At 69.8% G+C, this 23,000-nt stretch carries 24 protein-coding genes and 2 pseudogenes; 14 read left to right on the forward strand and 12 right to left on the reverse strand.

Features of this window, described 5'->3' with window-relative positions:
- Positions 1–25: 25 nt before the first annotated feature.
- From ACIBEI_RS31955 to ACIBEI_RS31970, 4 genes are all read left to right on the forward strand, one after another.
- Positions 26–835 carry an ABC transporter ATP-binding protein gene (locus ACIBEI_RS31955; RefSeq protein WP_398893684.1) on the forward strand — a complete coding sequence of 270 codons (810 nt, stop codon included), beginning with the start codon at positions 26–28 and terminating at the stop codon, positions 833–835.
- Positions 832–2,226: a hypothetical protein gene (locus ACIBEI_RS31960; RefSeq protein WP_398893685.1), complete on the forward strand. Its 1,395-nt coding sequence runs from the start codon at positions 832–834 to the stop codon at positions 2,224–2,226. Before ACIBEI_RS31955 ends, ACIBEI_RS31960 begins: the two co-directional genes overlap by 4 nt.
- Entirely contained in the window at positions 2,223–2,798 is a 576-nt protein-coding gene (locus ACIBEI_RS31965) for a hypothetical protein (protein WP_398893686.1), read from the forward strand. The genes ACIBEI_RS31960 and ACIBEI_RS31965 overlap by 4 nt, the downstream gene beginning before the upstream one ends.
- Before the next feature lie 302 nt (positions 2,799–3,100).
- Complete coding sequence (locus ACIBEI_RS31970) at positions 3,101–3,418, forward strand: putative quinol monooxygenase (protein WP_398893687.1); 318 nt, start codon at positions 3,101–3,103, stop codon at positions 3,416–3,418.
- 135 nt (positions 3,419–3,553) lie between these two features.
- Here the strand turns inward: ACIBEI_RS31970 and ACIBEI_RS31975 are convergent.
- Positions 3,554–4,143 (reverse strand): annotated as a pseudogene (locus ACIBEI_RS31975) (transposase family protein); the annotation flags it as partial.
- A 103-nt stretch (positions 4,144–4,246) separates the two neighbouring features.
- On the opposite strand from ACIBEI_RS31975, the gene ACIBEI_RS31980 reads away from it, so the two are divergent.
- Positions 4,247–4,447 carry a type II toxin-antitoxin system VapB family antitoxin gene (locus tag ACIBEI_RS31980; protein ID WP_398893688.1) on the forward strand — a complete coding sequence of 67 codons (201 nt, stop codon included), beginning with the start codon at positions 4,247–4,249 and terminating at the stop codon, positions 4,445–4,447.
- A 455-nt stretch (positions 4,448–4,902) separates the two neighbouring features.
- On the opposite strand, the gene ACIBEI_RS31985 is transcribed toward ACIBEI_RS31980, so the two are convergent.
- From ACIBEI_RS31985 to ACIBEI_RS32000, 4 genes are all read right to left on the reverse strand, one after another.
- A complete protein-coding gene (locus ACIBEI_RS31985; RefSeq protein WP_398893799.1) occupies positions 4,903–5,718 on the reverse strand; it encodes a class I SAM-dependent methyltransferase in 816 nt (271 codons plus the stop codon).
- A 769-nt stretch (positions 5,719–6,487) separates the two neighbouring features.
- Positions 6,488–7,120: a DUF2461 family protein gene (locus ACIBEI_RS31990; RefSeq protein WP_398893689.1), complete on the reverse strand. Its 633-nt coding sequence runs from the start codon at positions 7,118–7,120 to the stop codon at positions 6,488–6,490.
- Positions 7,121–7,715: 595 nt separating this feature from the next.
- Positions 7,716–8,549 carry a PIG-L family deacetylase gene (locus ACIBEI_RS31995; protein ID WP_398893690.1) on the reverse strand — a complete coding sequence of 278 codons (834 nt, stop codon included), beginning with the start codon at positions 8,547–8,549 and terminating at the stop codon, positions 7,716–7,718.
- 639 nt (positions 8,550–9,188) lie between these two features.
- A complete protein-coding gene (locus tag ACIBEI_RS32000) occupies positions 9,189–9,692 on the reverse strand; it encodes a MarR family winged helix-turn-helix transcriptional regulator (protein ID WP_398893691.1) in 504 nt (167 codons plus the stop codon).
- Between ACIBEI_RS32000 and ACIBEI_RS32005 the strand changes: the two genes are divergently transcribed.
- The 5 genes from ACIBEI_RS32005 (at position 9,691) to ACIBEI_RS32025 (ending at position 12,483) form a co-directional block, all read left to right on the forward strand.
- Positions 9,691–9,864 carry a hypothetical protein gene (locus ACIBEI_RS32005; protein ID WP_398893692.1) on the forward strand — a complete coding sequence of 58 codons (174 nt, stop codon included), beginning with the start codon at positions 9,691–9,693 and terminating at the stop codon, positions 9,862–9,864. The genes ACIBEI_RS32000 and ACIBEI_RS32005 overlap by 2 nt on opposite strands.
- A 132-nt stretch (positions 9,865–9,996) precedes the next feature.
- Positions 9,997–10,383 (forward strand): cupin domain-containing protein, encoded by a 387-nt coding sequence (locus tag ACIBEI_RS32010; protein WP_398893693.1) that lies wholly within the window; start codon positions 9,997–9,999, stop codon positions 10,381–10,383.
- A 267-nt stretch (positions 10,384–10,650) separates the two neighbouring features.
- Positions 10,651–11,097 (forward strand): hypothetical protein, encoded by a 447-nt coding sequence (locus ACIBEI_RS32015; protein ID WP_398893694.1) that lies wholly within the window; start codon positions 10,651–10,653, stop codon positions 11,095–11,097.
- Positions 11,098–11,200: 103 nt separating this feature from the next.
- Complete coding sequence (locus ACIBEI_RS32020; protein WP_398893695.1) at positions 11,201–12,145, forward strand: NADP-dependent oxidoreductase; 945 nt, start codon at positions 11,201–11,203, stop codon at positions 12,143–12,145.
- Between the two features lie 5 nt (positions 12,146–12,150).
- The gene (locus ACIBEI_RS32025; protein WP_398893800.1) at positions 12,151–12,483 is read left to right on the forward strand and encodes a transposase; all 333 of its coding nucleotides are present in this window, start codon (positions 12,151–12,153) and stop codon (positions 12,481–12,483) included.
- Here ACIBEI_RS32025 and ACIBEI_RS32030 read toward each other — a convergent pair.
- The 4 genes and pseudogenes from ACIBEI_RS32030 to ACIBEI_RS32045 all read right to left on the reverse strand — a co-directional run bounded on the left by ACIBEI_RS32030 (position 12,458) and on the right by ACIBEI_RS32045 (position 16,322).
- The gene (locus ACIBEI_RS32030; RefSeq protein WP_398893696.1) at positions 12,458–12,916 is read right to left on the reverse strand and encodes a hypothetical protein; all 459 of its coding nucleotides are present in this window, start codon (positions 12,914–12,916) and stop codon (positions 12,458–12,460) included. The genes ACIBEI_RS32025 and ACIBEI_RS32030 overlap by 26 nt on opposite strands.
- A 442-nt stretch (positions 12,917–13,358) precedes the next feature.
- Positions 13,359–14,438, reverse strand: a complete 1,080-nt coding sequence (locus tag ACIBEI_RS32035; RefSeq protein WP_398893697.1) for an LLM class flavin-dependent oxidoreductase — start codon at positions 14,436–14,438, stop codon at positions 13,359–13,361.
- A gap of 118 nt (positions 14,439–14,556) precedes the next feature.
- Positions 14,557–15,375, reverse strand: a pseudogene (locus ACIBEI_RS32040) (oxidoreductase); the annotation flags it as partial.
- A 59-nt stretch (positions 15,376–15,434) separates the two neighbouring features.
- Positions 15,435–16,322 carry an SDR family NAD(P)-dependent oxidoreductase gene (locus ACIBEI_RS32045; protein ID WP_398893698.1) on the reverse strand — a complete coding sequence of 296 codons (888 nt, stop codon included), beginning with the start codon at positions 16,320–16,322 and terminating at the stop codon, positions 15,435–15,437.
- 71 nt (positions 16,323–16,393) lie between these two features.
- Here ACIBEI_RS32045 and ACIBEI_RS32050 point away from each other — a divergent pair, with 71 nt between their 5' ends.
- Positions 16,394–17,335 (forward strand): LysR family transcriptional regulator, encoded by a 942-nt coding sequence (locus tag ACIBEI_RS32050; RefSeq protein WP_398893699.1) that lies wholly within the window; start codon positions 16,394–16,396, stop codon positions 17,333–17,335.
- 386 nt (positions 17,336–17,721) lie between these two features.
- On the opposite strand, the gene ACIBEI_RS32055 is transcribed toward ACIBEI_RS32050, so the two are convergent.
- The 3 genes from ACIBEI_RS32055 to ACIBEI_RS32065 all read right to left on the reverse strand — a co-directional run bounded on the left by ACIBEI_RS32055 (position 17,722) and on the right by ACIBEI_RS32065 (position 19,093).
- Positions 17,722–18,099, reverse strand: coding sequence for a fic family toxin-antitoxin system, toxin component (locus ACIBEI_RS32055; protein WP_398893700.1), 378 nt, complete (start codon positions 18,097–18,099; stop codon positions 17,722–17,724).
- Positions 18,099–18,338: a hypothetical protein gene (locus ACIBEI_RS32060; protein ID WP_189844351.1), complete on the reverse strand. Its 240-nt coding sequence runs from the start codon at positions 18,336–18,338 to the stop codon at positions 18,099–18,101. The genes ACIBEI_RS32055 and ACIBEI_RS32060 overlap by 1 nt, the downstream gene beginning before the upstream one ends.
- Before the next feature lie 311 nt (positions 18,339–18,649).
- On the reverse strand, positions 18,650–19,093 hold the full coding sequence (locus ACIBEI_RS32065) for a hypothetical protein (RefSeq protein ID WP_398893701.1): 444 nt from the start codon (positions 19,091–19,093) through the stop codon (positions 18,650–18,652).
- A 464-nt stretch (positions 19,094–19,557) separates the two neighbouring features.
- Here ACIBEI_RS32065 and ACIBEI_RS32070 point away from each other — a divergent pair, with 464 nt between their 5' ends.
- Genes ACIBEI_RS32070 through ACIBEI_RS32080 form a run of 3 tightly spaced genes read left to right on the forward strand, consistent with a single transcriptional unit; the run spans position 19,558 to position 22,724 of the window.
- Complete coding sequence (locus ACIBEI_RS32070) at positions 19,558–20,682, forward strand: sugar ABC transporter substrate-binding protein (RefSeq protein WP_398893702.1); 1,125 nt, start codon at positions 19,558–19,560, stop codon at positions 20,680–20,682.
- 30 nt (positions 20,683–20,712) lie between these two features.
- The gene (locus ACIBEI_RS32075) at positions 20,713–21,492 is read left to right on the forward strand and encodes an ATP-binding cassette domain-containing protein (RefSeq protein WP_398893703.1); all 780 of its coding nucleotides are present in this window, start codon (positions 20,713–20,715) and stop codon (positions 21,490–21,492) included.
- Positions 21,483–22,724 (forward strand): sugar ABC transporter permease, encoded by a 1,242-nt coding sequence (locus tag ACIBEI_RS32080; protein WP_398893704.1) that lies wholly within the window; start codon positions 21,483–21,485, stop codon positions 22,722–22,724. The genes ACIBEI_RS32075 and ACIBEI_RS32080 overlap by 10 nt, the downstream gene beginning before the upstream one ends.
- Positions 22,725–23,000 lie beyond the last annotated feature (276 nt).

Below are 23,000 nucleotides of genomic sequence, written 5' to 3' on the forward strand. Positions count from 1 at the left end.
AAAGAACATGGGAAGGAAACACCACATGACGTCCGCCGTGAGCGCGGCCGACATCGCACCGACGGCCTACGCCTGGGAGATCCAGGCAACCGGGCTGAAGGTCAGGGTCGGCAGGAATCGGATGGCCGTCGACGGCCTCGACCTGTCGCTGGGCACCGGTGTGCACGGCCTCCTCGGCCCGAACGGAGCGGGCAAGACCACCCTCATCCGGACGCTGGCCACCGTCCTGCGTCCCACCGAGGGCGCCCTGGAGCTGCTCGGCGAGTCCGTGGGCGGCATGGGCGAGCACCGTGCGGTACGCCGCCGGATCGGCTATCTGCCGCAGGAGTTCGGCTACTACAAGCGCTTCACGGTGCGCGAGTTCGTCGAGTACATGGCGTGGCTGAAGGAGGTGCCCAAGGCGGACATCCCCGCGGCGGTGCAGCGCGCCGTCGAGCGGGTGGGTCTGGCGGACCGCGCCGACGAGAGGATGAAGGCCCTGTCGGGCGGCATGGTGCGCAGGGTGGGTATCGCCCAGGCCATCGTCAACGACCCGACGATCCTGCTCCTCGACGAGCCGACGGTCGGCCTGGACCCGGCGCAGCGGCTGCGCTTCCGCGAGTTGCTGCAGGAGTTGGGTACGGACACCTGTGTGCTCGTCTCGACCCATCTGGTGGAGGACGTCGCCGCCGCCTGCACCGACGTGGTGCTCTTCGCCGAGGGTCGGCTGGTCTTCCAGGGCCCTCCGGACGAACTGGCCTCGGCGGGCGGCCCCGAACACGTGGGTGACAGCCCGCTTGAGCGCGGCTACTCGGCCCTGCTGCTCAACCCCGAGCAGGGAAGGGGCACTTGGTGAACGGCCGCGTCCTGCGTATCGAGTTGAGGCGTTCGGTCGCCCCGTGGGCCGGCCTCGTGGTCCTGGCACCCGCGCTGGCGTTCTTGTACCTGCTGAACGGCGCCTGGTGGAGTGGCACCACGGCGTGGACGGCCCAGTGGACGCCACTGGCGCTATGGACCCGCTCCCTGCTGTTCTACCTGTGGCCGCTCGCCGTGGGGCTCGGGGCGCTGCAGGGACTGCGCGACCACCGCTCGAAGATGTCCGAGCTGCTGACGAGCACCCCGCGGCCCGCCCGGCACCGCGCGGCCACTCTGGCGGGCGCGACGGCGATCACGCTGGCATCGGCCTTCGCGTTCCTCGTCCTCGTGGGTGGGGTCCAGGTGCTCGCCCACACCGAGTACACACACCTCGGGTGGCTGCCGATCTCGCTGGTGGGGGCACTCTTCCTCGTCGCGGGAGCCGTGCTGGGCATGGGGGCCGGGAGGGCCCTGCCGTCCCCGCTCACCCCGCCCGCACTGGCCATGGGCGCCTTCGTGTTCACGGCCCTCATGCACATGTCGCTGGGCCGCACGGAGACGGACACCGCGGACGGGTTCCCGAGCACGGAACCGAACCGGCTCTCGCTCCTGTCACCGACGGTGGAAGACGCGCGCGAGGCATTCGTCACGCTCTCCGCCTCCGTGCACGTCGGGCAGACGCTCTGGCTGCTCGGCATGGCCGCGACCGGCTTCGCACTGCTGGTCGCCGCCACCCGGCGCGCCCGACTGACCGCTCTGACGCCTCTCCTGGCCGGTGCGGCGATCGCCCTGCTCATCCTCCCCACCGACTCACGCCGGATGTACGTCGTCGACGAGGCCGCCGCAAAGCTGGTGTGCGACGGCCCGGTGTGCGTGACGAAGACGCAGCAGGCACGACTCGCGGACCTCGCGGGTCCCGGCAAGGAGGCGCTGCGCCTGCTGCACGGAGCCCTGGGCGATCAGGCGCCGGTCTCGGTCCGGGAGAACACCGCCGTACTACCGGAGGGTTCCACGCCGCAGTGGTCCCGCAAAACCGTGCTCCTCGACTTCGACGACAACATCGTCGCCGCCGCGAAGGGCAAGGAGCTCACCCGGGCCCTGATCGCCAAAGGCATGGTGCCAGGGTGCACTCCCGTCGGCTGGAGCGGCTTCGGGGGCGATGAATTCGCGCAGACCGTCGCGGTGGGCTGGGTCCTCGGGGACCTCAAGCCGCTCGGCGGCACACCGGCGAGTATGCGCCGCGAGGCCGAAGCCGAGACCCGCCCGGTGTGGAGGAAACTCAAGGCGCTTCCCCGGGCCGAGCAAATCTCGCGGATCAACGCGATGCACGCCGCCGCGCTCTCCTGCGAGGGCGACCCGTTCGAGGTGCTGTCCGGCGGTGCCTCCCGGTGAGATGGCTGACGCTGTACGCGCGCTCGCGTCAGATACCCGCATCGCTCGCCGCGGTGGTGATCGGCGTGGTGGCGGTGTGGGCACTCGCCCGGGACGAGGGCGCGGGCCCCGGTGATCCACGGCTGCCCACGCTCGTCCTCTCCACGGGGGCGATGGCCTTCTCGATCGGGCTCAGCGGGCAGGACCTCGCGCTGGACCGGACGGCCGCGCTCCGCTGGGTGCCCCGCAGAGCGGCGCACGTGCTGCTCGCCGGCGCGGTCGTCGCCGCGGCGCTGCTGCCAGTGCAGACCATGAGCGCGCCCATGGCCACCACCGCGTTCATCGTCCGGGACAGCGCGGGCCTGATGGGACTGGTCGCCCTGGGCGCCGCGCTCTCCGGCGGCCAGCACGCATGGACCCTGCCGTTCGCCTGGCTCATGTTCTCGTTCTTCGCCCCGCCCCCGACGAGTGCGCCGATGGAGGTGGCGACGTGGATGCTGCTGCCTCCCGGCACGGCAGCGGGCACCTGGACGGCCCTTGCCCTCACGGTCGTCGGCACCACGGCCTACGCCGTCGCGGGACCGAGGCGGTAGCCGGGCCCCGATACCCCGGATCGGGAGTCACCGTCGGGCCACGTGGCAGGTTGATGGCGGCGATGCCGCGGTCGGGGGCCACGTACACGTGACGGCTGTCGACCACGGGCGGTCGGACGGGCCAGCAAGGTGCGGAGATCTTCGATCCTTGAGGTATATGCGTCCGCTGCGTCACCACGCCGTGTCGCACCGCCCGTGTGCACGAGGATTGTGCAAGTACGAGCAAGCATCGTTCTGACGTCTCCGCGGGTCAGCTCAGTTGAATGGAGTCACCTCACTCCCCCACCGAGAAAAGGGCAGCCATGATGGCCAACTACGGCTTCAACGCCACCCTGACCGCCAAGCCCGCAATGGGCGACCAACTGGTCGAACTGCTGCTGACCGGCCTGAACGAAGGCAGCCCCGGCGCAAGCGAACACTGCGTCGTCTACCTCGCCTCCCGGTCCGCCTCCAGCCCCGACATCGTCCACGTCACCCAGGGCTGGACCAGCGAGGAGGACCACCACCGGATCTTCGCCGGTGAGGCCGCCCAGGCCATCGTGGCGCAGCTCGACGGACTGCTGGCCAAGGAGTCCGAGTACACCGACTACGTCCCGGTCCGCGGCAAGGCCACCTTCTGACCCGCCGGTCGCCCCATACGTCGGCCCTGCTGGCTCGGCGCCTCCCGTGCCGACCCTCTCCTCACCCGACCGTCCGCCACCACCCCACGAAAGGCCGCGACCATGACCACCGCACGACCGGCCCTTCCGGGCCCGGAGTTCGGCCTGGCCGGGCTCGCGGCGGTGCGGGATGACCAGGCCGATGCCCTGGTAGCCGCCGTCCGCGATCGCTGTGGTCCTGCCGACGGCGGCTTTGGCGCCGGACAGTTCCCACGCCTTGCAGTCGTTGCGGTTGCCGGGCGGCGGCCGGCCGACAGCGACGACGAGCCGCGAGTCGGCGTCGATGACGACCTGGTGGTTGGTGGAGTACGGGTAGTTCCTCGACTGCTCGGCGACGGTGTGGTCGCGGGTGGGCACCAGTGTGCCGTCCACGATCAGCACGGTGTCCTTGCGGAACCGCCTGCACTGCTGGAGAGCGACGGCTCGAGGTGGTCGATGACGCTGTCTGCGGCCGACTTCGAGATACCGAACAGCGGGGCGAGTTGGCGCAGGGTGAGGTTGATGCGCCAGTACGTGGCGACCAGCAGGACCCGGTCCTCCAGCCGCAGGCTCCATGGCCGGCCCTTCCGGACCGGATCCGCGCCCTCGCGCCGCAACGCGGTGAATCAGTCTGTCGAACTGACGCGGACGCAGCCCGGTGAACGGGCTATCCAGGACGGCTCCGACGCCGTGATCACACCAGCCACAGCAAGATCATCCCATTCGGGACCTCCCTGAGATCGAATCTTGAGCGAATGCTACGGAACCATGAGCAGCTAGAGTGCGGCTGCGACGCGATAAGGGGGCACGGTGGCCAAGGTCAATATCAATCTCGACGCCGAACTCGTAGTGGAAGTGATGGTCCTGGCGGGGATCGGCTCGCCCCAGGACGCGGTCGAGGCGATCGTGCGGGACTACATCGCCCGTGGCCACCGCACGGAGGCCCGCACCGAGCTCAAGGACCAAAGTCTGCGGGAGCTCGACGTCAAGCCGCAGGAGCCGCAAGGCTGAGCATCCTGCCGCGTACCGCCGCTCAAACCGCCAGGCAACGCATCCAAGAGTCCGCCGGCACAGACGACGAACGGTAGTTACGGGACAGCCCCCTTAGGCGGTGGTGTGGTCGACAGTTCTTCGCCGTATTTCCTCGTGATCTGCCGACGGCGGGCAGTGTCGTTGCGGGTGCGGAGGTTCATCTGCCAGGAGGAATCCTGCGAGCAGAGAACCTTCCCCGACCCCGAGCAAGTACCCGGCCTCACCCGCAGGTTCGAGCGACGGACCAACGCGGCAGCACTTCGTTCCCGGCGAAGGACTGTCGACCACACCGCCATCCAGCCGGACGATTTTCTGGCGGACTTCAGTGGTCGTAGGCGGTCAGCGCGTGCGTGCATGAACGGCTGGCCGCGCATGAACCTGGCTCCACTCACTGGGCCCCTTGGAACCGATCATCCAGGGAACCGGGAGGCGCTCTACCGGCGGACCGCCGAGATCAGTCCGCCAGGCCGCTCCTCGTGCTGTGGCGGGGTGCTGATCGGGCGGCCGTAGGCGGCGGCGCGCTCGCGCAGGGTGTGGATGTCGGCCTCCCAGCCGTGCCTGGCCAGCCAGCCCACCGGGTCGTCGGGCATCTCCGAGACCCACATGGACGCCGCCGATCCCTGCGCGGCGTCCGCGCCGAAACGCTCGATCACGCCACGCGAGCCCAATGTCAGACCCATCCGACTGCCTGCCGCCGACTGCGTGCTGATCCGGGCCAGCAGTACCTCCACCGCATCCTCGGGCAGATAGATCAGCAGTCCTTCGGCGATCCACACGGTCGGCACGGCCGGGTCGTGCCCTGCGGCGGCCAGCGCGCCTGGCCAGTCCTCACGCAGATCCACCGCGACGGTGATCCGCTCGCAGCGTGCGACGGCCCGCTCCTGACGCAGCACCGAAGCCTTGAAGTCCAGTGGCGCGGCGGTGTCGACCTCGAACAGCCGGGTGCCCTCGGGCCAGTCCATCCGGAAGGCCCGGCTGTCCATTCCGGCGCCGAGCAGCACAACCTGCCGGACCCCGGACCCGGAGGCCTGCTGCAACAGGTCGTCGAGGAACTTCGTCCTGATGACGATCGAGAACGCCACGGCCAACCGGCGGCGTCGCGCGGCCGCGTCATCGGGCAGCGGCAGCGAGGAGGGCCACAGGCCGCCGGCGGTGGCGAAGGCCTGTGCCAGGGGATCGCGGAACAGCGCGTTCTCCCGCTCGGTCTCCAGCGCCCGCACCCTGGCCACCCCCACCGCCGTGGCCCACACTCCCGACGGCTGCACCGGCTCCCCCTCATCAGTCACCGTGCCAGCCTAGAAGACCGATTCCAAGGGGCCTGATGAAGGGAGCCAGTTTCATGCGCGGCCAGCCGTTCATGCACGCACTGATCGCCTTCGACCACTGAAGTCCGCCCGAAGATCGCCCGGCCGGAGTGCGGTGTGGTCGACAGTGCTGCGCCGTGAACGAAGTACGCGCGCAGCTGGACGAGTTGCTGTTCTCCTCAAGTGGAGGGCGTGTCAGCGGAGTCGGGCAAGTGTCCGGGTTTACCCACCAGTTCGGCCGAGGGACCGAGAGGCTGCGATCGGCTTCGGTCTAGGTGGGTCTTGTGCTCGCGGGTCGGGCCGGCGCCCGGGGGGGGGGGGGGGGCGGACGCGTTCGGGTCCTCGGTCAACCAGAACACGCTGCTGAGGCTGATCGCCGCGCTGCTCTGCCCTTCTGCCGTCACGCCCCGCGTGAGTTGGCGTGGACGAGTACGCCCAGCGGACAAACTGGCGGCCTGGCTCGCCGAGCGGCCCAGCATCGAGATTGTCTGCCGCGACCGCGCCCCCCTTCGTCGCCGAAGGCGCCACCCGTGGCTGCCCACAAGCCCTTCAGGTCGCCGATCGGTGACACCTCTGGCACAACCCGGGGCCGGTCTTCGACCGGGCCAACTCCCTGGCCGAGGTGCTGGACGGTCGCCGGACGGTTGTCGGGCGATGGACGACCTGTTGGCGTTGAAGGTGCGCATCACCTTCCGAGCGCGGCGCCCTCGTGATGTCAGGCCGTGCGCTTCACGTGGCGGACCAGCCACATCAACAGGGCGTCCAGGTCGGCGGTGGCCGAGAGGACCCGGTCGACCGCCTCGGGGGTGTGCAGCCACTCCTCGCAGCCGAGGGGACGGGCGGCGATCAGCGAACGGTGGCGCAGCAGGTTCGTACGGGAGTGGTCGGTCGGATAGCCGCGCGGGGAGCGTTTCATCACGTCCCCGGAGATGTCGTAGCCCTTCTTCCGCACGTCCTCGACGATGGCGGACAGTTCGCGGCCGCTCCCCTCGGAGGCTACGGCCTTGCGAAACATGTCCACCTGGCCGGGATCGGGGTACCACCACGCGCCCTGGATCCGCAGGCCGTCCAGCGAGAACCGGAGACCGATCTCGATCTTACGGCCGAGTCGGATCACCGCGCTTTGGTTCTGCCACCACCAGGAGTCGGTGCGGTAGTGCCAGACGGAGAAGTCCTCGTACCGAGGGTCGGTGTCCGCGACCGCGTTGAGCAGGGCGATCATCGGCTGCCGGACCAGGCGTTCGCGGTCCGCGCGGCAGCGCTCGCGGGTCGCGTGGGTCGGTTCCCCCTGGAGCTGCCACAACACGTCCAGGGCCTGCTCCGGCCAGCCGGTGAACTGTCCGCGCATGCGCGCAGAATAGCCCACCCACAGTCCGGGCACGCGGAGAGTGAGACGGGCAGGGAGGCGTAACCGCAGCCGGGGTGGGAGGTGTTGCGGCGGGGCTCGCCGGCCAGTTCGATGTGCCGTGCGCGGTGGGCGAGTTCGTCGAGGAACACGGAGAGTGCGCGCGGCGGGACGTGAGATCCCACAGCCGTGCAGGGCCTCGCGGTGGTGTCGGAGACCGCACTCGTGACCCGCTGCTTCTTCCGTTGTCTCACGGTGTCGGACATGGGAGCCTCAGCCTCGTGTCACTTCCCCGGCGGTCTGTCCTGATCGGAGCAGACCGCCGGGCCCGGGACATGGACTGTCGCGCACCTTCCGGGTCAGCAGCCCGCAAGTCCCCCAACTGTGCGGTTGCCAGGTGGCTCGCGGACGAGCGCGGTGTCGGGTGGGCAGTGCGGGCACACGTCGGCGCCGTCGGCGAGGGCCCGGACGCGAGCTGCCGGAGCGCAACTCGCGTGGACCGGCCTCCGGGTGTGTGCCCCGCTCGATCGCGCTATGCGGCCGATGAGCATTTCCGGCCGGTCGGCCGGCTGACCGACCGGGAGGCCGACCGGGAGGATCAGCGCAGTCCGGCGAAGAGATCGTTCTCGGGTATGGCCGCGCCGGTCGCGTCCTGGACACGTACGAAGGTCTCCATGCCCATCAACTCGCCGAACCTCTCCTTGCCCATCTTGAGGAAGAAGATGTTCTCGCCCTGACTGGCGTGCGCGGCCAACGAGTCGAACTTCTGGCCGCTGAACGCGGTGGTGTCCACCCACGTGGTGATCTCATCGTCGGGGAGGCCGATCTCGGCCATCGCGGCAGCCTCGGCGGGGTCCGGCTCCGGCATGTCCGGATGAAACTCGCGCATGATCTCCCCGAACCGCTGCATCCCCGAGCGGGGCATCGTGGTCCAGTACACCTTCGGTGTCAGCGCGGTCATCTCCAGCGCCGCCATCGTGATGCGGTGGGCCTGGATGTGGTCGGGGTGGCCGTAGAAGCCGTTCTCGTCGTAGGTGACGACGACATCAGGACGGTAGTGTCGCATGAGTTCCGCGAGTCGGGCCGCGCCTTCCTGCACGGGGGTCTGCCAGAAGGATCCGGGGGCGTCGTTGCTCGGCCAGCCCATCATCCCGGAGTCGGCATAGTCCAGCATCTCCAGGTCGCTGATCTTCAGGACGTCACAGCTCTCCTGGAGTTCATGACGGCGTAGCAAGGCGACGGCCACCGGATCGTGGCCGGGATCGCCCGGCTTGACACCCCCAGGTCCGTCACCGCAACCACCGTCGGTACACGTCACGAGAACCGTGCGGATGCCTTCCGCCGCGTATCGCGCGAGGACCCCTCCGGTTCCGGTGGCCTCGTCGTCGGGGTGAGCGTGTACTGCCATGAGCGTCAAGGGCCGGTCAGTCATCAAAACAGTCCTCCAGCGAAAATACGTCTTGATCCAAGTAGCGCGGCGGGCGTGCCGCGATCTGGGGCCCGGGTCCTGGTGGGGCGGCCGACCTGTGGTCTCCGTTTTCCCCGCCCCTGCGGCGCCGGTCCCTCGGTCGATGCAACTGTGCCGACCGGACCGGATGTTCCCGGCGCGGCCGCTTGGCCTTGCAGGCGTCGGCGTTCAACGCGAACGACGTACAGGCGCGACCCGCTGTCCCGTCCGATTCGAGTTGGCAGCTGGTGGGGCGCTGACCTTTGAGATTGCCAAGTGGTTTGAGAATGACGCCTGGTGCTGATCTTGGGTCGACGCGGCATCCATCTGTCATCCGTGCGGGGCATCTAGGCCGAATAGGCCTCCCCAGTAGACCGAGCAGTTCAAGGCGGACCTCAGTGGGAGCACGTGGAACTGGCAGAGCGTGAGTTGGCTTGCGATCACTCACCCCGCGAACCCCAGCGGACCCCGCACCGCGGACCCTCGGATTCCGCCCATACCCCACACGCCACACCCCACGCGAACAGTCCGCGAACGTCGACCGGTGGACCGATCCTGCCGCGCGGCTGATCACACTCGTGGTGATCCTCTGCGGTCTCCGGGGCTCCGACGCCTGTCGAGTCCTTACGGTTCACCCTTGCGGCGGCGAGGCGCGGCCGAGCGGGGCGGCGTCGAGCGCATGTGGTCGCGTACCGGCGCCAGCAGGCCCGCGAGAGCCTTGGCGTCGTCGCGCGAAAGCGGCTCGAACAGGAGGCCGCTGACCACCTCGACGTGGCCCGGCAGCACCTTCGCAAGCAGCTCGCGCCCGGCATCGGTGATGGTGACGGTGATGCTCCGCTCGTCGTCCGGTGAGGGAGCGCGGACGACCAGGCCCTCCTTTTCGAGCAGACCCACCTGGTAGGTCAGGCCACTGCGGCTGTAGACGACGCCGTCGGCCAGGTCGGTCATGCGGTGGCTGCCCGTCGGCGAGTCTCCGAGGCGGGCCAGCAGCTGGAACTGCACATAGCTGAGATCACCGGTCTCGCGCAGCTGCTGCTCGACCGCATGCCGGAGCAGGCTGGTCACCTCGACGAGGTCGAAGTAGGCGCCGAGCTGCACGGGGTCGAGCGACGGCGGTGAATCGGGCATGACCGGAGTCTACTGCTTCGAATTCGAAGAGTGTGGCGTGCCGCTGTTCCAGCCATCGCAGACGGAGCTGGAACTGACCTCCTCCGCGAATTCCGGTGCCGTCCCGGGCGGGTGGATCGGATCGATCGGGGCGATCGGGCGCACGCGAGGTCTCATCGGCCCGACCTCATGACCTCGTGAGCGCACGGAGTGGGCAGCGTTGGACCCGACCGAGCACCGCAGAACATGAAGATCGGGCAGTGGTGCGGCGCAGGGTTGCGGAAAGGAGGACGGCGCCGCCGCCCACGGATCCCGAGGACCGGCCATGAGCATCCCCTACCTCGCGCAACGTGAGGACCAGCAGCAACTCGAGTGGATCGGCGGGAGTGTCTTCAGCGTCCTGCTCGACGCCGAGGCGACCGGAGGGCAGCTGACCGTCGGACGCTTCGACGTCAGCAAGGGCGAGGCTCCACCGTTCCACGTGCACAACAACGAGGACGAGGTCTTCCTGCTCCTGGCCGGTTCTGCGCTGGTGTGGGCCGGAGACGAGGAGCTCGAGTTGCGGGAGGGTGGCATCGTCTTCCTGCCCCGGCGCATCCCGCACGGCGACCGCATCACCTCCGAGAAGGCAGGCCTACTGCTCATCTCGACTCCCGGAGGGCTGGAGAGGGCTGGAGAAGATGTTCCGCCACGCGGGCCGTGGCTTTCGTGAGCCACGACCGGAGGGCTTCGAGATCCCCGCGCAGCTGCTCGCCGAGGCGGCGGAACTGTCCGGCAACGTCGTCCTCGGCCTTCCCCGGTGACGGCACCACAGCCCGGCCGCGGGCAAGTAGCCAAGAACACGATGCCGGGATGAGCACCGCCGCGTGGAGTCCGGTGTCCTTGGCCGTCGTGAGCGCCGGTGTCGGTCATCCGCGTCCGACTCGCCTGCTCGCGGACTGGGTCACGGAGGCCGTGTGCCGGTCACTGGCGACCGGGGGTGCGCGCCGAGGTGGAGGGGCTGAAGCTGCACCGGCTGACGGCCGACCTCGCCCGGCACTCCGCCCAGGGCCGCGCCGGCCTCGACCTGCGGGAGGCGGCCGTGGCGGTCGTGGCGGCCGGTGGACTCGTGGTGGCGGCCCCGGTACTCACCGCGTCCCCGAGCGAGGTGTTCGACTCGTTCTTCGCCGCCCTCGGAGACAGCGTCCTCTCCTGCATGCCGGTGCTGCTGGCGCTCAACAGCGACTCCCGCCTGAAGCCGCCCGACCTCGCGCAGGTGCTATGCAGACGCCTGACCGACGTGCACGCCGACCCCGTGCCCACGGTCGTTGTCGCGGGCGCCGCCGACTGGCGGTCCACGGCTCACAGCGACGCGGCACGGCTGCACGCCTGCATCGACCGGGCCGCCGCCGAACTCGCCGCGGCGATGCGCTCGCACCGGCAGTGACCGACAGCACTTGCACTTGCTTCGAATTCGAAGCAGAGGTAGCGTCTACAACAGTTACTTCGAATTCGAAGCAACTTGGATCGCAGTGAAGGTGAGAACCGAAATGAAGGCAGTACGTTTCCACGAGTACGGCGACCCCGGCGTCCTGCGCTACGAGGACGTGGAGCAGCCCGTCCCCGGGGCCGGTGAGGTCCGGATCCGCGTCGCCGCGACGTCGTTCAACTCCGTCGACGGCAACATCCGCGGCGGCTTCATGCGTGGCCCCATACCGGTGGTGCTGCCGCACACTCCCGGCATCGACGTCGCCGGCACGGTTGACGCGCTGGGCGAGGGAGTGGACGGCATCGCGGTCGGCGACGACGTCGTCGGCTTCCTGCCGATGGACGGGGACGGCGCCGCCGCGGAGTACGTCCTCGCGCCGGCCGGGGTCCTGACGTCGGCCCCCAAGAGCGTCCCGCTGCCCGACGCCGCCGCACTGCCAGTCGTGGGCCTCACCGCGTGGCAGGCGCTGTTCGATCACGGCAAGCTGACGGCCGGACAACGCGTGCTGATCAACGGCGCCGGCGGAGCGGTCGGCGGCTACGCCGTGCAACTGGCCAAGCGAGCCGATGCCCACGTGATAGCCACGGCCAGCCCGCGCAGCAGCGAGGCGGTCACGTCGGCCGGCGCCGACGAGGTCATCGACCACACCACCACCAGGGTGACCGCGGCGGTGACCGCGCCGGTCGACGTCGTGCTCAACCTCGCGCCGGTCGACCCTGCCGAGCTGGCCGCGCTCGTCACGCTGGTCCGTACGGGCGGGGTCGTGGTGAACACGACGGTGTGGATGCCCGCGCCCGCCGACGAGGAGCGCGGCGTGCGCGGCATCGACCTGTTCGTCCGCAGCGACGCAGACCAGCTGTCGCGGCTGGTCGCACTGATCGACCGCGGGGAACTGCGCGTGGATGTCGCCGAGCGGGTGCCGCTGACCGAGCTGTCGGCGCTGCACGCCCGGGCCGCCGAAGGCACGGTGCACGGCAAGGTCATCGTCGTCCCACCTGTCGCCTGACGCCGATCCCCCACCGAGACGAGCGGGCGGGGTTCACCGCGGTGGTGTACGTCCTGGCCACCGGTTGCACCTGGCGGCATGTGCCACCGACGTTCAGCACCTCTGCCACGACGGCGCATCGCCGGATCACGGCGTGGACCGAGGCGAGCCCGCGGCGCCGGCTACACCGCGCGGTCCTGGACGAACTCGGCGCCAGGGGCGCGGTTGGCTGGACCCCGGAGATGGCTACGGCGGATGCGGGCCTGGGTGCGTCGTCGCCGGGAGGTTCAGCTCAGAGGCGCGCCGGTCGTCGCGGACCTGGTCGGCATCCGCCTAGTGATCGACGGAGGCGTCACTGATCGGACGCCACCGGAACCAGACGTCTCCCCCGTCCGGCCGGTAGCGTTCTCCGTCGTCCAACCGCACCTCGCCCAGCAGCCGCCGAGCGTCGTCCGGCGCCTGACGGTGTGGTGTGAGGAGCAAGTTCAGTTCGTCGTAGCGGGCATTGCCCCCTCCGTTCGCCGGATGCTCGTCCCTCCCGGCGTCAGAAACCTCGTACCTGACGTAGATTGCCCACTGCTCGCGCTCCATCGCCACTGCCGCCTCGCTCGCGGGCCAGACGACGTACTCGTCGGCCACGTTGGCCGGGTGATAGTCCCAACCCTCGAAGTAGTGCGGGACACCCTTGATGACCGCGAGTCCTTGACGCGGTCCGTCGTACCAATCCAAGACGGCGTACGCGCGCTCGAAGCCGTCCGCGATCAACTGCTGCTCGTCCCAAGGCTCAGCCACATCGGCAGGCTACCGGCCTGCGCCCTCCGCCTCCATGATCGCGATCTTGCTGGTCGGGGCTGGTCCGGGAATGGGGGCGCGGCAATGCATCCTGCCCACTGACAGGGAGCCTTCAAGGCCCTGATGGGCCGTATCGCGGGGCGGTTTGTGCGGGTGGAACCGCAGCGCAGGGCACGGGTGTTCGTGCTCGGACTGCCGTAGGACCTGCCGCGCAAGAACTGCTGGACGCTCGCCGAGCTTGCCGGGGACGCGGCCCCGTACGGTCTGCAGCACCTGCTGCCGAGGGCCAAGGGGATGCCTACGCGGTACGTGACGACCTCCGCGGCCTCGTCGACAAGCATCTGCACCACGAGGACGCGTTGCGCCCCCGCACCAGGCCGACTGCGAAGGCTTGGTGATCTTGTAGGCGTGCAGGTCAAGGACGTGCGGCAGGCGGGTCGGCTCAGCTGAGGAGTTTCGCGAGCAGGGCCATCTCGGTGGGCGGGTCGATCACCGGCTGGATGAGGAGTTCGTCGACGCCTGCCTGTTCCAGGGTGGTGATGCGGGCGAGAAGGTCGTCGCGGGTGCCGACCAGGGCCAGGGTGTTCATCAGCGAGGGCAGAACCAGGTCCCGGTCCTGCGGTGCGATGCGTCCGAGGTAGTTGGGGTAGAGCTTGGTGTGCCGGTCCGGCGCGGTGGCGGTGGTGCCGCGCCGGTCGAGGAGCCGCCGCACCGCCTCACGTTCCTCGGGGCCGAGTTGCTCGGCGAAGGCGTGTGTGTCGGCGGCTGTGTCGGCGGCGAAGGCCAGCAGCGACAGGACGAGGTGGCCCGTCGCGTCCCGGGCCGCCTCGCCGTGGGGGTCCTCGTCCTCGTCGAGCAGGTGGAGCGCGGTGACCACGTAGGAGTCCGCCCGGAATTCCGTGTGGGCGTCGGGGTCGCGGGGTGTGCCCTGGGCGGCGTGGCGGCGGGTGTCGTGCAGCGCGTGCCAGGCGGTGGGGTCCAGCAGGCCGAAGGAGATGAGGCCGGTGCCGCGACGGCCTGCGACGGCGGCGGCCTTCGGTCCGAGCAGCGCGGCCACGACGAACTCGATCGGGTCGGCGGAGTTCACGTGCGCCCCGGCATGCAGGAACCGGATGTCGCGGACCCGGTCACCTTCGCGGTACTCGGTCGACCGCCCGGCGCACAGGTCCTGCAGTGCCACGGTGAAGGTCTCCAGCCCGGCCGCCCTGGTCGGCCGCATGCCCAGGGTGCGCCGGGCTGTGTTTCCGGTGCCGACTCCGCAGATGATCCGGCCCGGTGCCAGGGCGTTGAGGCTGGCGAGCCCGCTCGCGGCGGCCGGGGCCGAGCGCAGCGCCGGTGAGGTCACAGCGATGCCGAGCCTGATGCGGCTGGTGGCCTTCGCACACAGGCTCAAGGCGACGAAGGGGTCGCCGTGGACCATCGGGGTGTCGTTGACCCAGAAGCTGTGCAAGCCCAACTCCTCGGCCCGCACGGCGAGGTCCTCCACACCGGGCTGCGCGGCGACGACGACGCCTGCACGCATCAAACCTCCAAGGTGTGAGGATCGAATCGAACCTGATCAGCATGGCAGGTTCCGGCGCAGGGCCGTTGCGGAGTCGCGTGAACTCGTGGCGTCGCAGGGCGCGGTGGCGGGCCCCGGCTCATACACGGCGATCGGGCAATGGGCCCGCTGCGGCCCCGCAGACCACCACGGCCCGGCTGGGTACCCGGCCCAGCAGGTCAGCTTCCTGTGCGAGGAGTTTCTCCGACAGCGCCCACAGGCGTCGGCCGTTGTCCGGGTCGACGGCGTACCGGGCGACGCCGTGCAGCGTGCCGGAGCGTCGGTCGACGACCTCGGTCTCGTTGCAGTCGAAGTAGTAGCGGCCACCGACGCCTTCGAGGAGGAGGGAGGTCGTGAGGAGGACGGAGGTCGCGGCGCCCTGCTGGACCGTCTTGATCAGGTGGGCGCGGGCCCTGCCGCTGCCCCGGCCGCCGGTGTGACGTTGCAGGTACGTGTAAATGGCGCCGGGCATCAGGGCGTTGGCGGTGATGTTGTCGGGGCCCGGCGGCGGGTCGTCTCGATCGCGAAGAGAACGTTGGCGGTCTTGGACTGCCCGTAGGCCGGCCACGGATCGTAGGGGCGGAAGGCGAAGTCGATGTCGTCCCACACGACCGGTGACTGCTGGTGGCCGGTGGAACTCACCACGTCGATGCGGGCGTTGCCGTCGGCGGCCAGGCGCCGCTTGGCCTCACGGTCAAGCGTCGGGGTGGTGAGAGTGGACTTCGGCATGTGGATCTCCCTGGTGATCGAAGACCCAGGTGTCAACGATGACCGTCAGTTTTAGAGGTGGCGGCCGGGACACGAGCGGTCTCGCCCCGAGGCTGGAGGAGGCGCCGGTGACCACCGCGCGGCGGCCGGTGAGGTCGGTCCCTTCCGCGACCTCGGCTGCGGTGCTGGAGAAGCCGAACGGGGTGGTGATGGCACTCATGAGTGGACTACTCGCTGTGTGCTGAGGTGCTGAGTGACGGCTCTGTGCGTTCAGGGTGTGAGGATCCGGTCCTGTTCCACCGGAGGTGAACCGTCGTGCCAGTCCAGGGCCTTGCCGAAACGGACCAACTCGCCGTACAGGGCGGGATCGACGTGTGTGGTGAAGACCAGGTCGAGCACGGCCGCGGCGGCCTTGGCCGGCGACTGCGCCTGGCTGTAGTCGCTGAACCAGGGGCGCGAGGTGGCGGTGTCGACCATGCCGGGGCACACGGACGCGATCAGAGTGCCTGTGGCGAGGTCGCGCTCGCGTCGTTCGGCGGCGAGGGCGCGGACGGCGGCGACCTGGGCGACCTTCGAGGGCACGTTCAGCCAGACCGGCCAGCCCGCCTCCTGTGCGGTCTTGTGGTGGATGGCGCTGCGCCAGGACTCGACGGCGTACTCGATCTGGTCGAGGTTCACGCCGTCGAACAGGTGGTGCAGTCGCGGGTCGAGGTGGCCGAGGGTGCCCAAGCTACTGGCCACGACGAGCAGCCTGCCGCCTGGGCGCAGGACGGCACCGAAGGAGCGCAGGACGGCGTGCGTGGCCGTGTTGGAGACGTCGATGAACTCATCGGCCCGCTCGGCTTGTGACTCCTCGGGCAGCACGCGGGCGACCGCGTTGGAGATGACGACGTCGACCCCTGCGTGCCGGGCTCGGAGGTCATCGGCGAGGTGGGCGATGGCGTCGGTGTCGGTGACGTCCAGGACCCGGCCTTCAACGCGGGCGCGGGTACCGGCCAGCCGGCCGACCTCGCGGGCGGCGTCGGTCACGCGCTGGTGGCTTCGGCCGGTGAGCAGGACCAGGTCGTCGGGGTTCATGCGGGCCGCCAGTCCTTCGGCGAGGGCGCGGCCGAGTCCCTGGTTGGCGCCCGTGACGAGGGCGATACGGGATGCGTTCATGCATGTCACGCTAGGAACCCCGCATCCATGAGTCCAACGAAAGTTCGGCACGGGTGGTATGCGTAAACGTCATGGACTTCACGGATGTGTCCCTCACCGCGCTGCGTGTCTTCCGGGCCGTCGCCGAGCGGGGAACCTTCACCGCGGCCGCCGCGTCGCTGGGCTACACCCAGTCGGCGGTCTCCCGGCAGATCGCCGCGATCGAACGGGCCGCGGGCGCCGAACTGCTGGAGCGGCGACGCGACGGCGTACGGCTCACCGCGGCGGGCCGCGTCGTCATGCGCCGCACGACGGTAGTGCTCGACGAGATCGACGCGACCGCGCGCGAACTGTCCGGCCTGCCCGGGCAGGCCGGCACGGTCCGCCTGGGGTGGTTCCCCAGCGCCGGCGCCGTCCTGGTGCCCCGCACCCTGGCCGCGCTGCGCCAGACGGATCCCGATCTTCAGGTCGTCGGCCGGGAGGGCAGCACCCCGGCGCTGGTGCGCGCCCTGCGGGCCGGCAGCCTCGACCTGGCCCTGCTGGCCTCCGCGCCGCCGTTCCGGCCGCCGGACACCGAGTCACCCGCGCTCGCGCTGCAGACACTCACCGAACGCGCCCTGTGCCTGGCGGTGCCCGCCACTCACCCACTGGCCCGCGGCGACTACGTCGACGTGGCCGACCTGCGCGGACAGCGATGGATCGCCGGCTCCCCCTCGGGAGAGGACAAACTGCTGGGCGTGTGGCCGGGCCTGGACGAGCGGCCCGAGATCGCCCACACCGCCCGCGACTGGCTCGCCAAGCTCCAACTGGTCGCCGCGGGCTGCGGACTGACCACCGTGCCCGCCGTACTCGCCGCAGCCGCGCCACCCGGCGTCCGCGTCCTGCCCGTCCGCGGCGGCCCCCAGGAACAACGGCGCCTTCTTCTGGCCCGCCTGCCCCACTCGCCGACCGACCCCGGCATCCGCGTGGCAGCCGCCCTCCGCGCGGCGGCCCTCGACGCCGACACACCCGTTCCCTCCCTGTCTCCCTTGTAACGGCGGAGCGAGCATGCGCGGTGTCACCCGCAGCGGCGCGCTCGACGGGTTTCACGGACTGGAGCCGCACCTTCACCGATCCGCGGCTCTGCGCGGCCATCGTGGACCGGCTCACCTTCAACGCCACCCTCATCGAAACCGCAACCAGTCCTACCGCCTGGCCCGCCGCATCGGAGCACCCCGCCACCTCAGCCTCGTCGACGACCCACTCCCCCGCTTCCAGCCCTACGCCCGCGCCCAGGGCGCCCCGGAACTCTTCCAACTCGCGGCCGCATGGCACGCCGGGCATTCCGTCGACCAAGACCACTGCAGAGGTTCATCCATGCCATGGACCACGCCGGGGCGGCTTCTCGCGCTCCCCGGTCCGTCACACTGATGAGTTCCGTTCAGGTGGCCTGGGGCCAGGTGCGCAGCAGGGTGGCGATCCTGGCGGCGGTGCAGGCGGGATCGCGCAGCATGTCGCGGAGGGCGACGGCGTTCTCGCGAGTGGGCTTGACCGGGATCCCGGAGGCCTCCAGGTACATCACGCCCGTCGCGGCGGCCACGGCCATGTTGGAACGCTCCAGCCAGCGGCAGCGCCCGAGGATGTGCACCAGCGCGGCGGCCCGGGCGTAGGGGCCGTCGTAGACAGGTGTTTCCAGCAGTTCGGCCCGGTGGCAGGCGACCGCGGCCACGGGCACCCCGTAGTCGTCGGGGGCGGGATCCGCCGCACCCGCGACTTCCGCGACTTGCAGGATCCAGGGGACGTCGATGTACAGGTCCATCAGGCGGCGTGAGCCCCCGAGGAGCGACGGTCGGCGTCTTCGACGTCGTCGAAGACCGCCTGGTGCTCGTCGAGGAAGCGCCTGGCCGCGTCCACGCCTCGTTGACGCAGCCCGCCGACGTCTTCCCGCACGAGAGCAGCGATGTAGTCGCCGACGCTCATGCCGCGGTCCTTGGCCCGGGCCGTGGCCAGCTCCGCGATCTCGTCGTCGACGCGCCAGCCCTTCTGTGACTTCGCCATTCCCAGATGGTAACAGCTGGTACCAGTGGGCGACCGGTCTTCGCACGTCGGCATTTCTCTTGTCCGCGCGCTATTTGTCTTGTCGGCGCGCTTGGGAAGGCGTTCACGTCCACGTCGACACCACTTGCATCCCAAACAGGTCTCCCCCGCCCAGCCGGGACTCTCCTGCCGAGGCTCCGGCGCTGCGCGGCGGGCTCGTACGCCACCGGTTCGCGCGGGCGGCCGAGAGCGATGTCCCGCATGGCGGCCGGCTCGGCAGCGGCGGCCAGGCCCAAGCGTGCGTCAGTGCCGTAGGCCGACGGTCCGGTAGTTCAGGCGCCGGAGCTGTCCGGCACCGCGCGTCCGGTCGGTGGTGGGCCTGCGCTGGGAGCGGCTGCACGGAAAAGGGGAGGTCGGCTGACAGGCACCTGTGTGAGCTTGTTGTGCCGAGGGTCGACGTGCAGCCGGGCCGCGTTGATGAAGTCCAGCCGGGCGGCCTCCATGAGGTCTCTGGCCTCTTTCCAGGCCGTCTCACTGGTGGCGGTCTGCTGGACGAACTGGTCGCTGTGATCCCAGAAGACCTGGTCCATGGTCGCCGCGGCGGCGACCACGGCTGGGCTCCCGACCAGCCAGACCGTTCCGAGAGCCACATTCCAGGGCACCCAGTCCAGGGGGTCGCCGTGACGCCATGCCCGGCGCAGGGCGAGCTGGATACGGGTGGACTCGGCGACGATGGCGGCGCACGCTTCGATCCGCTTGTCGCGGGACCAGTGCATGCGGTTGGCCCGCTGGTGAGCAGGGAGCCGGCCTTCTACAACTCAGTCCCGTTGGCAAGGGTGCCTTGACGAAGGGACGACTCCTCGCCGGCCGGGTGCGGGGGTGTGGAGCCCGTCCGACGCGGGCGGCGTCCAAGTCCGACGCGACTACACGGCCGGCTCATGGGTGGCGGTCGCGGATTCGAGATGGCGACGTTCAGGAGCTCCTGTTCGAGATGGCGACGTTCAGGGGCGCTTGCTCGACTTCAACCGCTCGATCCACCGGCCGACCGCGCGTTCCGCGAGGTGCAGGACGAGCGGAAGTTGCCGGTAGTCCTCAGCATGGGCGTCGTGCCGCCGTGGTCACATCCGGCCCTCGTCCGGAAGTGCCGGACCTGAAAGGGACGAAACCAATGCCTTGACTACGCTTGGTACCAAACCCCTCATATTGGGCACAATGGGGCAACATTTCTAAGGAACCGAAAATGGGTCTCGGTGTCAGCCTTCCGGCCGTGAAGCGCAGGTCCCTCACTCGTGCGTCCGTGGCGATCTCGGTTGCCGCCGGTCTGACCCTGACCGGAGCCTGCGGCGGGGGCGGGGGCGGGGGCGGGGAGGGCGGCGGCGACAGCCTCACCGTCGGCGTACTGCTTCCGGGCGGCGGCGCCTCGCGCTTCGGGCAGTTCGACAGGCCGCTGATCGAGCAGAAGCTGAAGCAGCTGTGCCCCGACTGCCCGGCGGCGACCGTCGCCGCCACGCCTGAACCGGCGGTTCAGCGGCAGCAGCTCGAGGCCATGATCACCAGGGGTGTGGATGTCCTGATCCTCGCCGTCGTCGACGCCAAGGGGCTGCGCTCGACGGTCGAGGCCGCGGATCGAGCCGGTATCCCGGTCGTCGCCTATGACCGGCTCGCGCAAGGCCCGATCTCCGGTTACGTCACGTTCGACGGCACGACGGTCGGCAGGCTTCAGGGCGAGGGGCTCCTGAAGGCCATGGGCACGAAGGCGGACGGTGGCCAGATCGTCATGATGAACGGCGCCACGACCGACCCCAACGCCGACTGGTACAAGCAGGGCGCCCTGTCCGTCCTCAAGGGCAAGGTGAAGATCGGCAAGTCGTACGACACCGTCGGCTGGCGGCCGGAGAACGCCTACGTCAACATGACCGGCGCCATCGCCGCCCTGGGCGCGGACAAGATCGACGGCGTTCTCGCTGCCAATGACAGCCTCGCCGGTGCCGTGGTCTCCGCCCTCAACGCCACGGAGGTCAGACCGCTGCCCCCGATCACCGGCCAGGACGCCGACCTCCCGGCCGTGCGCCGCATCGTCAGGGGCGGCCAGTACATGACCGTCTACAAGCCGTTCAAGCCGGCGGCCGACGCAGCCGTCGAGATGGCCGTCGCCCTGGGGCGCGGCGAGTCGGTCGGCTCCATCGCCACCGACACCGTCGACAGCGTCACCAGCAAGGACATCCCCGCGGTCCTGCTCCCCTCGATCTCAGTGACGGTCGGCAACATCAAGGACACTCTGGTAAAGGATGGTATGTACACAATCGACCAGATCTGCACTTCGAAGCTCCGGTCCGCCTGCGACAAGGCCGGACTCACTCCATGAGCTTCCGCGAAGGCGGAAGGAGGTGGCCACGTGCCGGCACAGCCCCTGCTGGCGTTGCGCGGCGTCTCCAAGCGCTTCGCTGCCGTCCAGGCGCTGGTGGACGTCGAGCTCGAGATCAGAGCCGGGGAGGTGGTCGCCCTGGTGGGCGACAACGCCGCCGGAAAGTCCACCCTCGTCAAGGTGATCTCGGGAGTCGGCCCCGCCGACAAGGGCGTCATCGAGTGGCAGGGCAACGCGGTCCAGATCAAGCGCCCCCAGGACGCCCAGATGCTCGGGATCTCGACCGTCTACCAGGACCTCGCGATGTGCGGCAACCTCGACGTCGTCGGCAATCTCTACCTCGGCCGGGAAATCCACCGGCTCGGCATCCTCAACGAGGTGGAGATGGAGCGCCGCACCCGCGAGCTGCTGCAGACCCTGTCCATCCGCATCCCCGACGTACGTGCGCCGCTCGCCACGCTGTCCGGCGGCCAGCGGCAGGTCGTCGCGATCACCCGCTCGTTTCTCAGCGCGCCCAGGCTTCTCCTGCTCGACGAACCCACCGCCTCGCTGGGCATCGAGCAGACCAATCAGCTCCTCGACCTCATCGAGCAGGTGCGCGACCGGGGCACCGGGGTGCTCCTCATCAGCCACAACATGGGTGACATCAAGGCCGTCGCCGACCGCATCGCCGTGCTGCGCCTCGGCCGCAACAACGGCCTCTTCGACGTGAACACCACTTCCCAGGAACAGATCATCTCCTCGATCACCGGCGCGACGGACAATGCCGTCGCCCATCGCACGACCGACCCCGAAGAGGCATGGCCGTGAGGTGGAGGAGGACGCCGGCGCGCGCCGCCGATGCCTCGCCCACCGCCGACCGTCTCAGGGCGAACGCCGGTGCGGTGCGCCGCAGGCTGCACGAGGCTGAACTCGGCCCGGCCCCGGCTCTGCTCGCTCTCGCCGTGACCTGGCTGGTCTTCCAGAGTCTCAACAACAACTTCCTCTCGCCGCGCAACCTGTCCGTCCTCAGCGTGGACATTGTCGGGACCGGCATGATCGCCGTCGGCATCGTCTTCGTGCTGCTGATCGGAGAGATCGACCTGTCGGTGGGCTCGCTCGCCGGCCTGGCGGGCGCCATGTTCGCGTCGTTGAACGTGAACCTTGGAATGCCCGAATGGCTCGCCGTGATCATCGCGATCGTCTGCGGTGCGGCCGCCGGGGCCGTCCACGGATTCTTCTTCGCCAAGGTCGGCGTACCCGCGTTCGTCGTCACCCTCGCGGGCCTGCTGGCCTGGAACGGCCTGATGCTCTACCTGCTGGGGCCGGAGAGCTCCATCAATTTCAGCGACGACGGGCTGGTCGCCATGCTGACCAGCCGCTACTTCAGCGCCGCCGTGGTCACGTACGGCCTGGCGGCGCTCGGTACGGTCGCGTACCTGCTCCTCTCCTACCACGACCGCAGGCGCCGCAGCTCCGTCGGGATGCCCTACCGGCGGGTGCGTGAGATCTGGGCGCGTACGGCTCTGCTCGCGGTGGTCACGTTCGCCACCGTCTACGTGCTGGGCCAGTTCGAGGGCCTGCCGCTGGCGCTCCTGATCTTCCTCGCAGTCATCGTCGCCTCGGACCTCTTCCTGCGCCGCACGACCTACGGCAGGCAGGTCCTCGCACTGGGCGGCGGCGCGGAGGCGGCCCGGCGGGCGGGCGTCTACGTGGCCCGCGTGCGAATCGCCGTGTTCCTGGTGTCGGGGACCCTGGCCGCGGTCGGCGGCCTGTTCGTCGCGTCGCGCCTCACCTCGGCAACCCAGGTCCCAGGCTCCGGCATGTTGCTCATCAACGCCATCGCCGCTGCCGTCATCGGTGGCACCAGCCTGTTCGGCGGACGCGGCTCGACCTGGTCCGCCCTGCTGGGAGTGCTCATCATCCAGTCGATCGCCTCGGGCATGGCGCTGCTCGGGGTCGAGCCCGCCGTCCAGTTCATGATCACCGGTGGAGTGCTGCTCACCGCGGTGGTCTTCGACGCGCTGGCACGGCGCGCCGCGGAGTCGCGCGGGCGGGACTGAGGAATGTCCGGCGGATCCGGCCAGTGCCAGGAGGACGCCTAGCGTTCGGGGCCCGAGCGGGGCTCCGATCACGCCGCGGCGAGTGGTCGACAGCCGCACCGCCGACGACCGACCGACCGGACGCGTAGCGGTGAACGTCTGGACCGTCCTGCGGCCGTCACGGAAGTCATCCTTCATGCGCCGGAGCGCGAAGCCCTTCACGCCCAGCGAGCAGTCCGGGGGGGGACGTGTGCCCCGGCAGCCTGTGGACCTCGGCCGCACAGTGCCAGCCGTAGT

Origin of the sequence: Streptomyces sp. NPDC050988, from assembly GCF_044456225.1 — a bacterium.
Taxonomy (GTDB): domain Bacteria; phylum Actinomycetota; class Actinomycetes; order Streptomycetales; family Streptomycetaceae; genus Streptomyces.

Coding starts and splice junctions, on each gene's coding strand:
- ACIBEI_RS31955 (WP_398893684.1), top strand. CDS start 26: ATGACGTCCGCCGTGAGCGCGGCCGACATCGCACCGACGGCCTACGCC.
- ACIBEI_RS31970 (WP_398893687.1), top strand. CDS start 3,101: ATGATGGCCAACTACGGCTTCAACGCCACCCTGACCGCCAAGCCCGCA.
- ACIBEI_RS31990 (WP_398893689.1), bottom strand. CDS start 7,120: ATGCGCGGACAGTTCACCGGCTGGCCGGAGCAGGCCCTGGACGTGTTG.
- ACIBEI_RS31995 (WP_398893690.1), bottom strand. CDS start 8,549: ATGACTGACCGGCCCTTGACGCTCATGGCAGTACACGCTCACCCCGAC.
- ACIBEI_RS32005 (WP_398893692.1), top strand. CDS start 9,691: ATGACCGGAGTCTACTGCTTCGAATTCGAAGAGTGTGGCGTGCCGCTG.
- ACIBEI_RS32000 (WP_398893691.1), bottom strand. CDS start 9,692: ATGCCCGATTCACCGCCGTCGCTCGACCCCGTGCAGCTCGGCGCCTAC.
- ACIBEI_RS32010 (WP_398893693.1), top strand. CDS start 9,997: ATGAGCATCCCCTACCTCGCGCAACGTGAGGACCAGCAGCAACTCGAG.
- ACIBEI_RS32020 (WP_398893695.1), top strand. CDS start 11,201: ATGAAGGCAGTACGTTTCCACGAGTACGGCGACCCCGGCGTCCTGCGC.
- ACIBEI_RS32035 (WP_398893697.1), bottom strand. CDS start 14,438: ATGCGTGCAGGCGTCGTCGTCGCCGCGCAGCCCGGTGTGGAGGACCTC.
- ACIBEI_RS32045 (WP_398893698.1), bottom strand. CDS start 16,322: ATGAACGCATCCCGTATCGCCCTCGTCACGGGCGCCAACCAGGGACTC.
- ACIBEI_RS32050 (WP_398893699.1), top strand. CDS start 16,394: ATGGACTTCACGGATGTGTCCCTCACCGCGCTGCGTGTCTTCCGGGCC.
- ACIBEI_RS32055 (WP_398893700.1), bottom strand. CDS start 18,099: ATGGACCTGTACATCGACGTCCCCTGGATCCTGCAAGTCGCGGAAGTC.
- ACIBEI_RS32060 (WP_189844351.1), bottom strand. CDS start 18,338: ATGGCGAAGTCACAGAAGGGCTGGCGCGTCGACGACGAGATCGCGGAG.
- ACIBEI_RS32065 (WP_398893701.1), bottom strand. CDS start 19,093: ATGCACTGGTCCCGCGACAAGCGGATCGAAGCGTGCGCCGCCATCGTC.
- ACIBEI_RS32070 (WP_398893702.1), top strand. CDS start 19,558: ATGGGTCTCGGTGTCAGCCTTCCGGCCGTGAAGCGCAGGTCCCTCACT.
- ACIBEI_RS32080 (WP_398893704.1), top strand. CDS start 21,483: ATGGCCGTGAGGTGGAGGAGGACGCCGGCGCGCGCCGCCGATGCCTCG.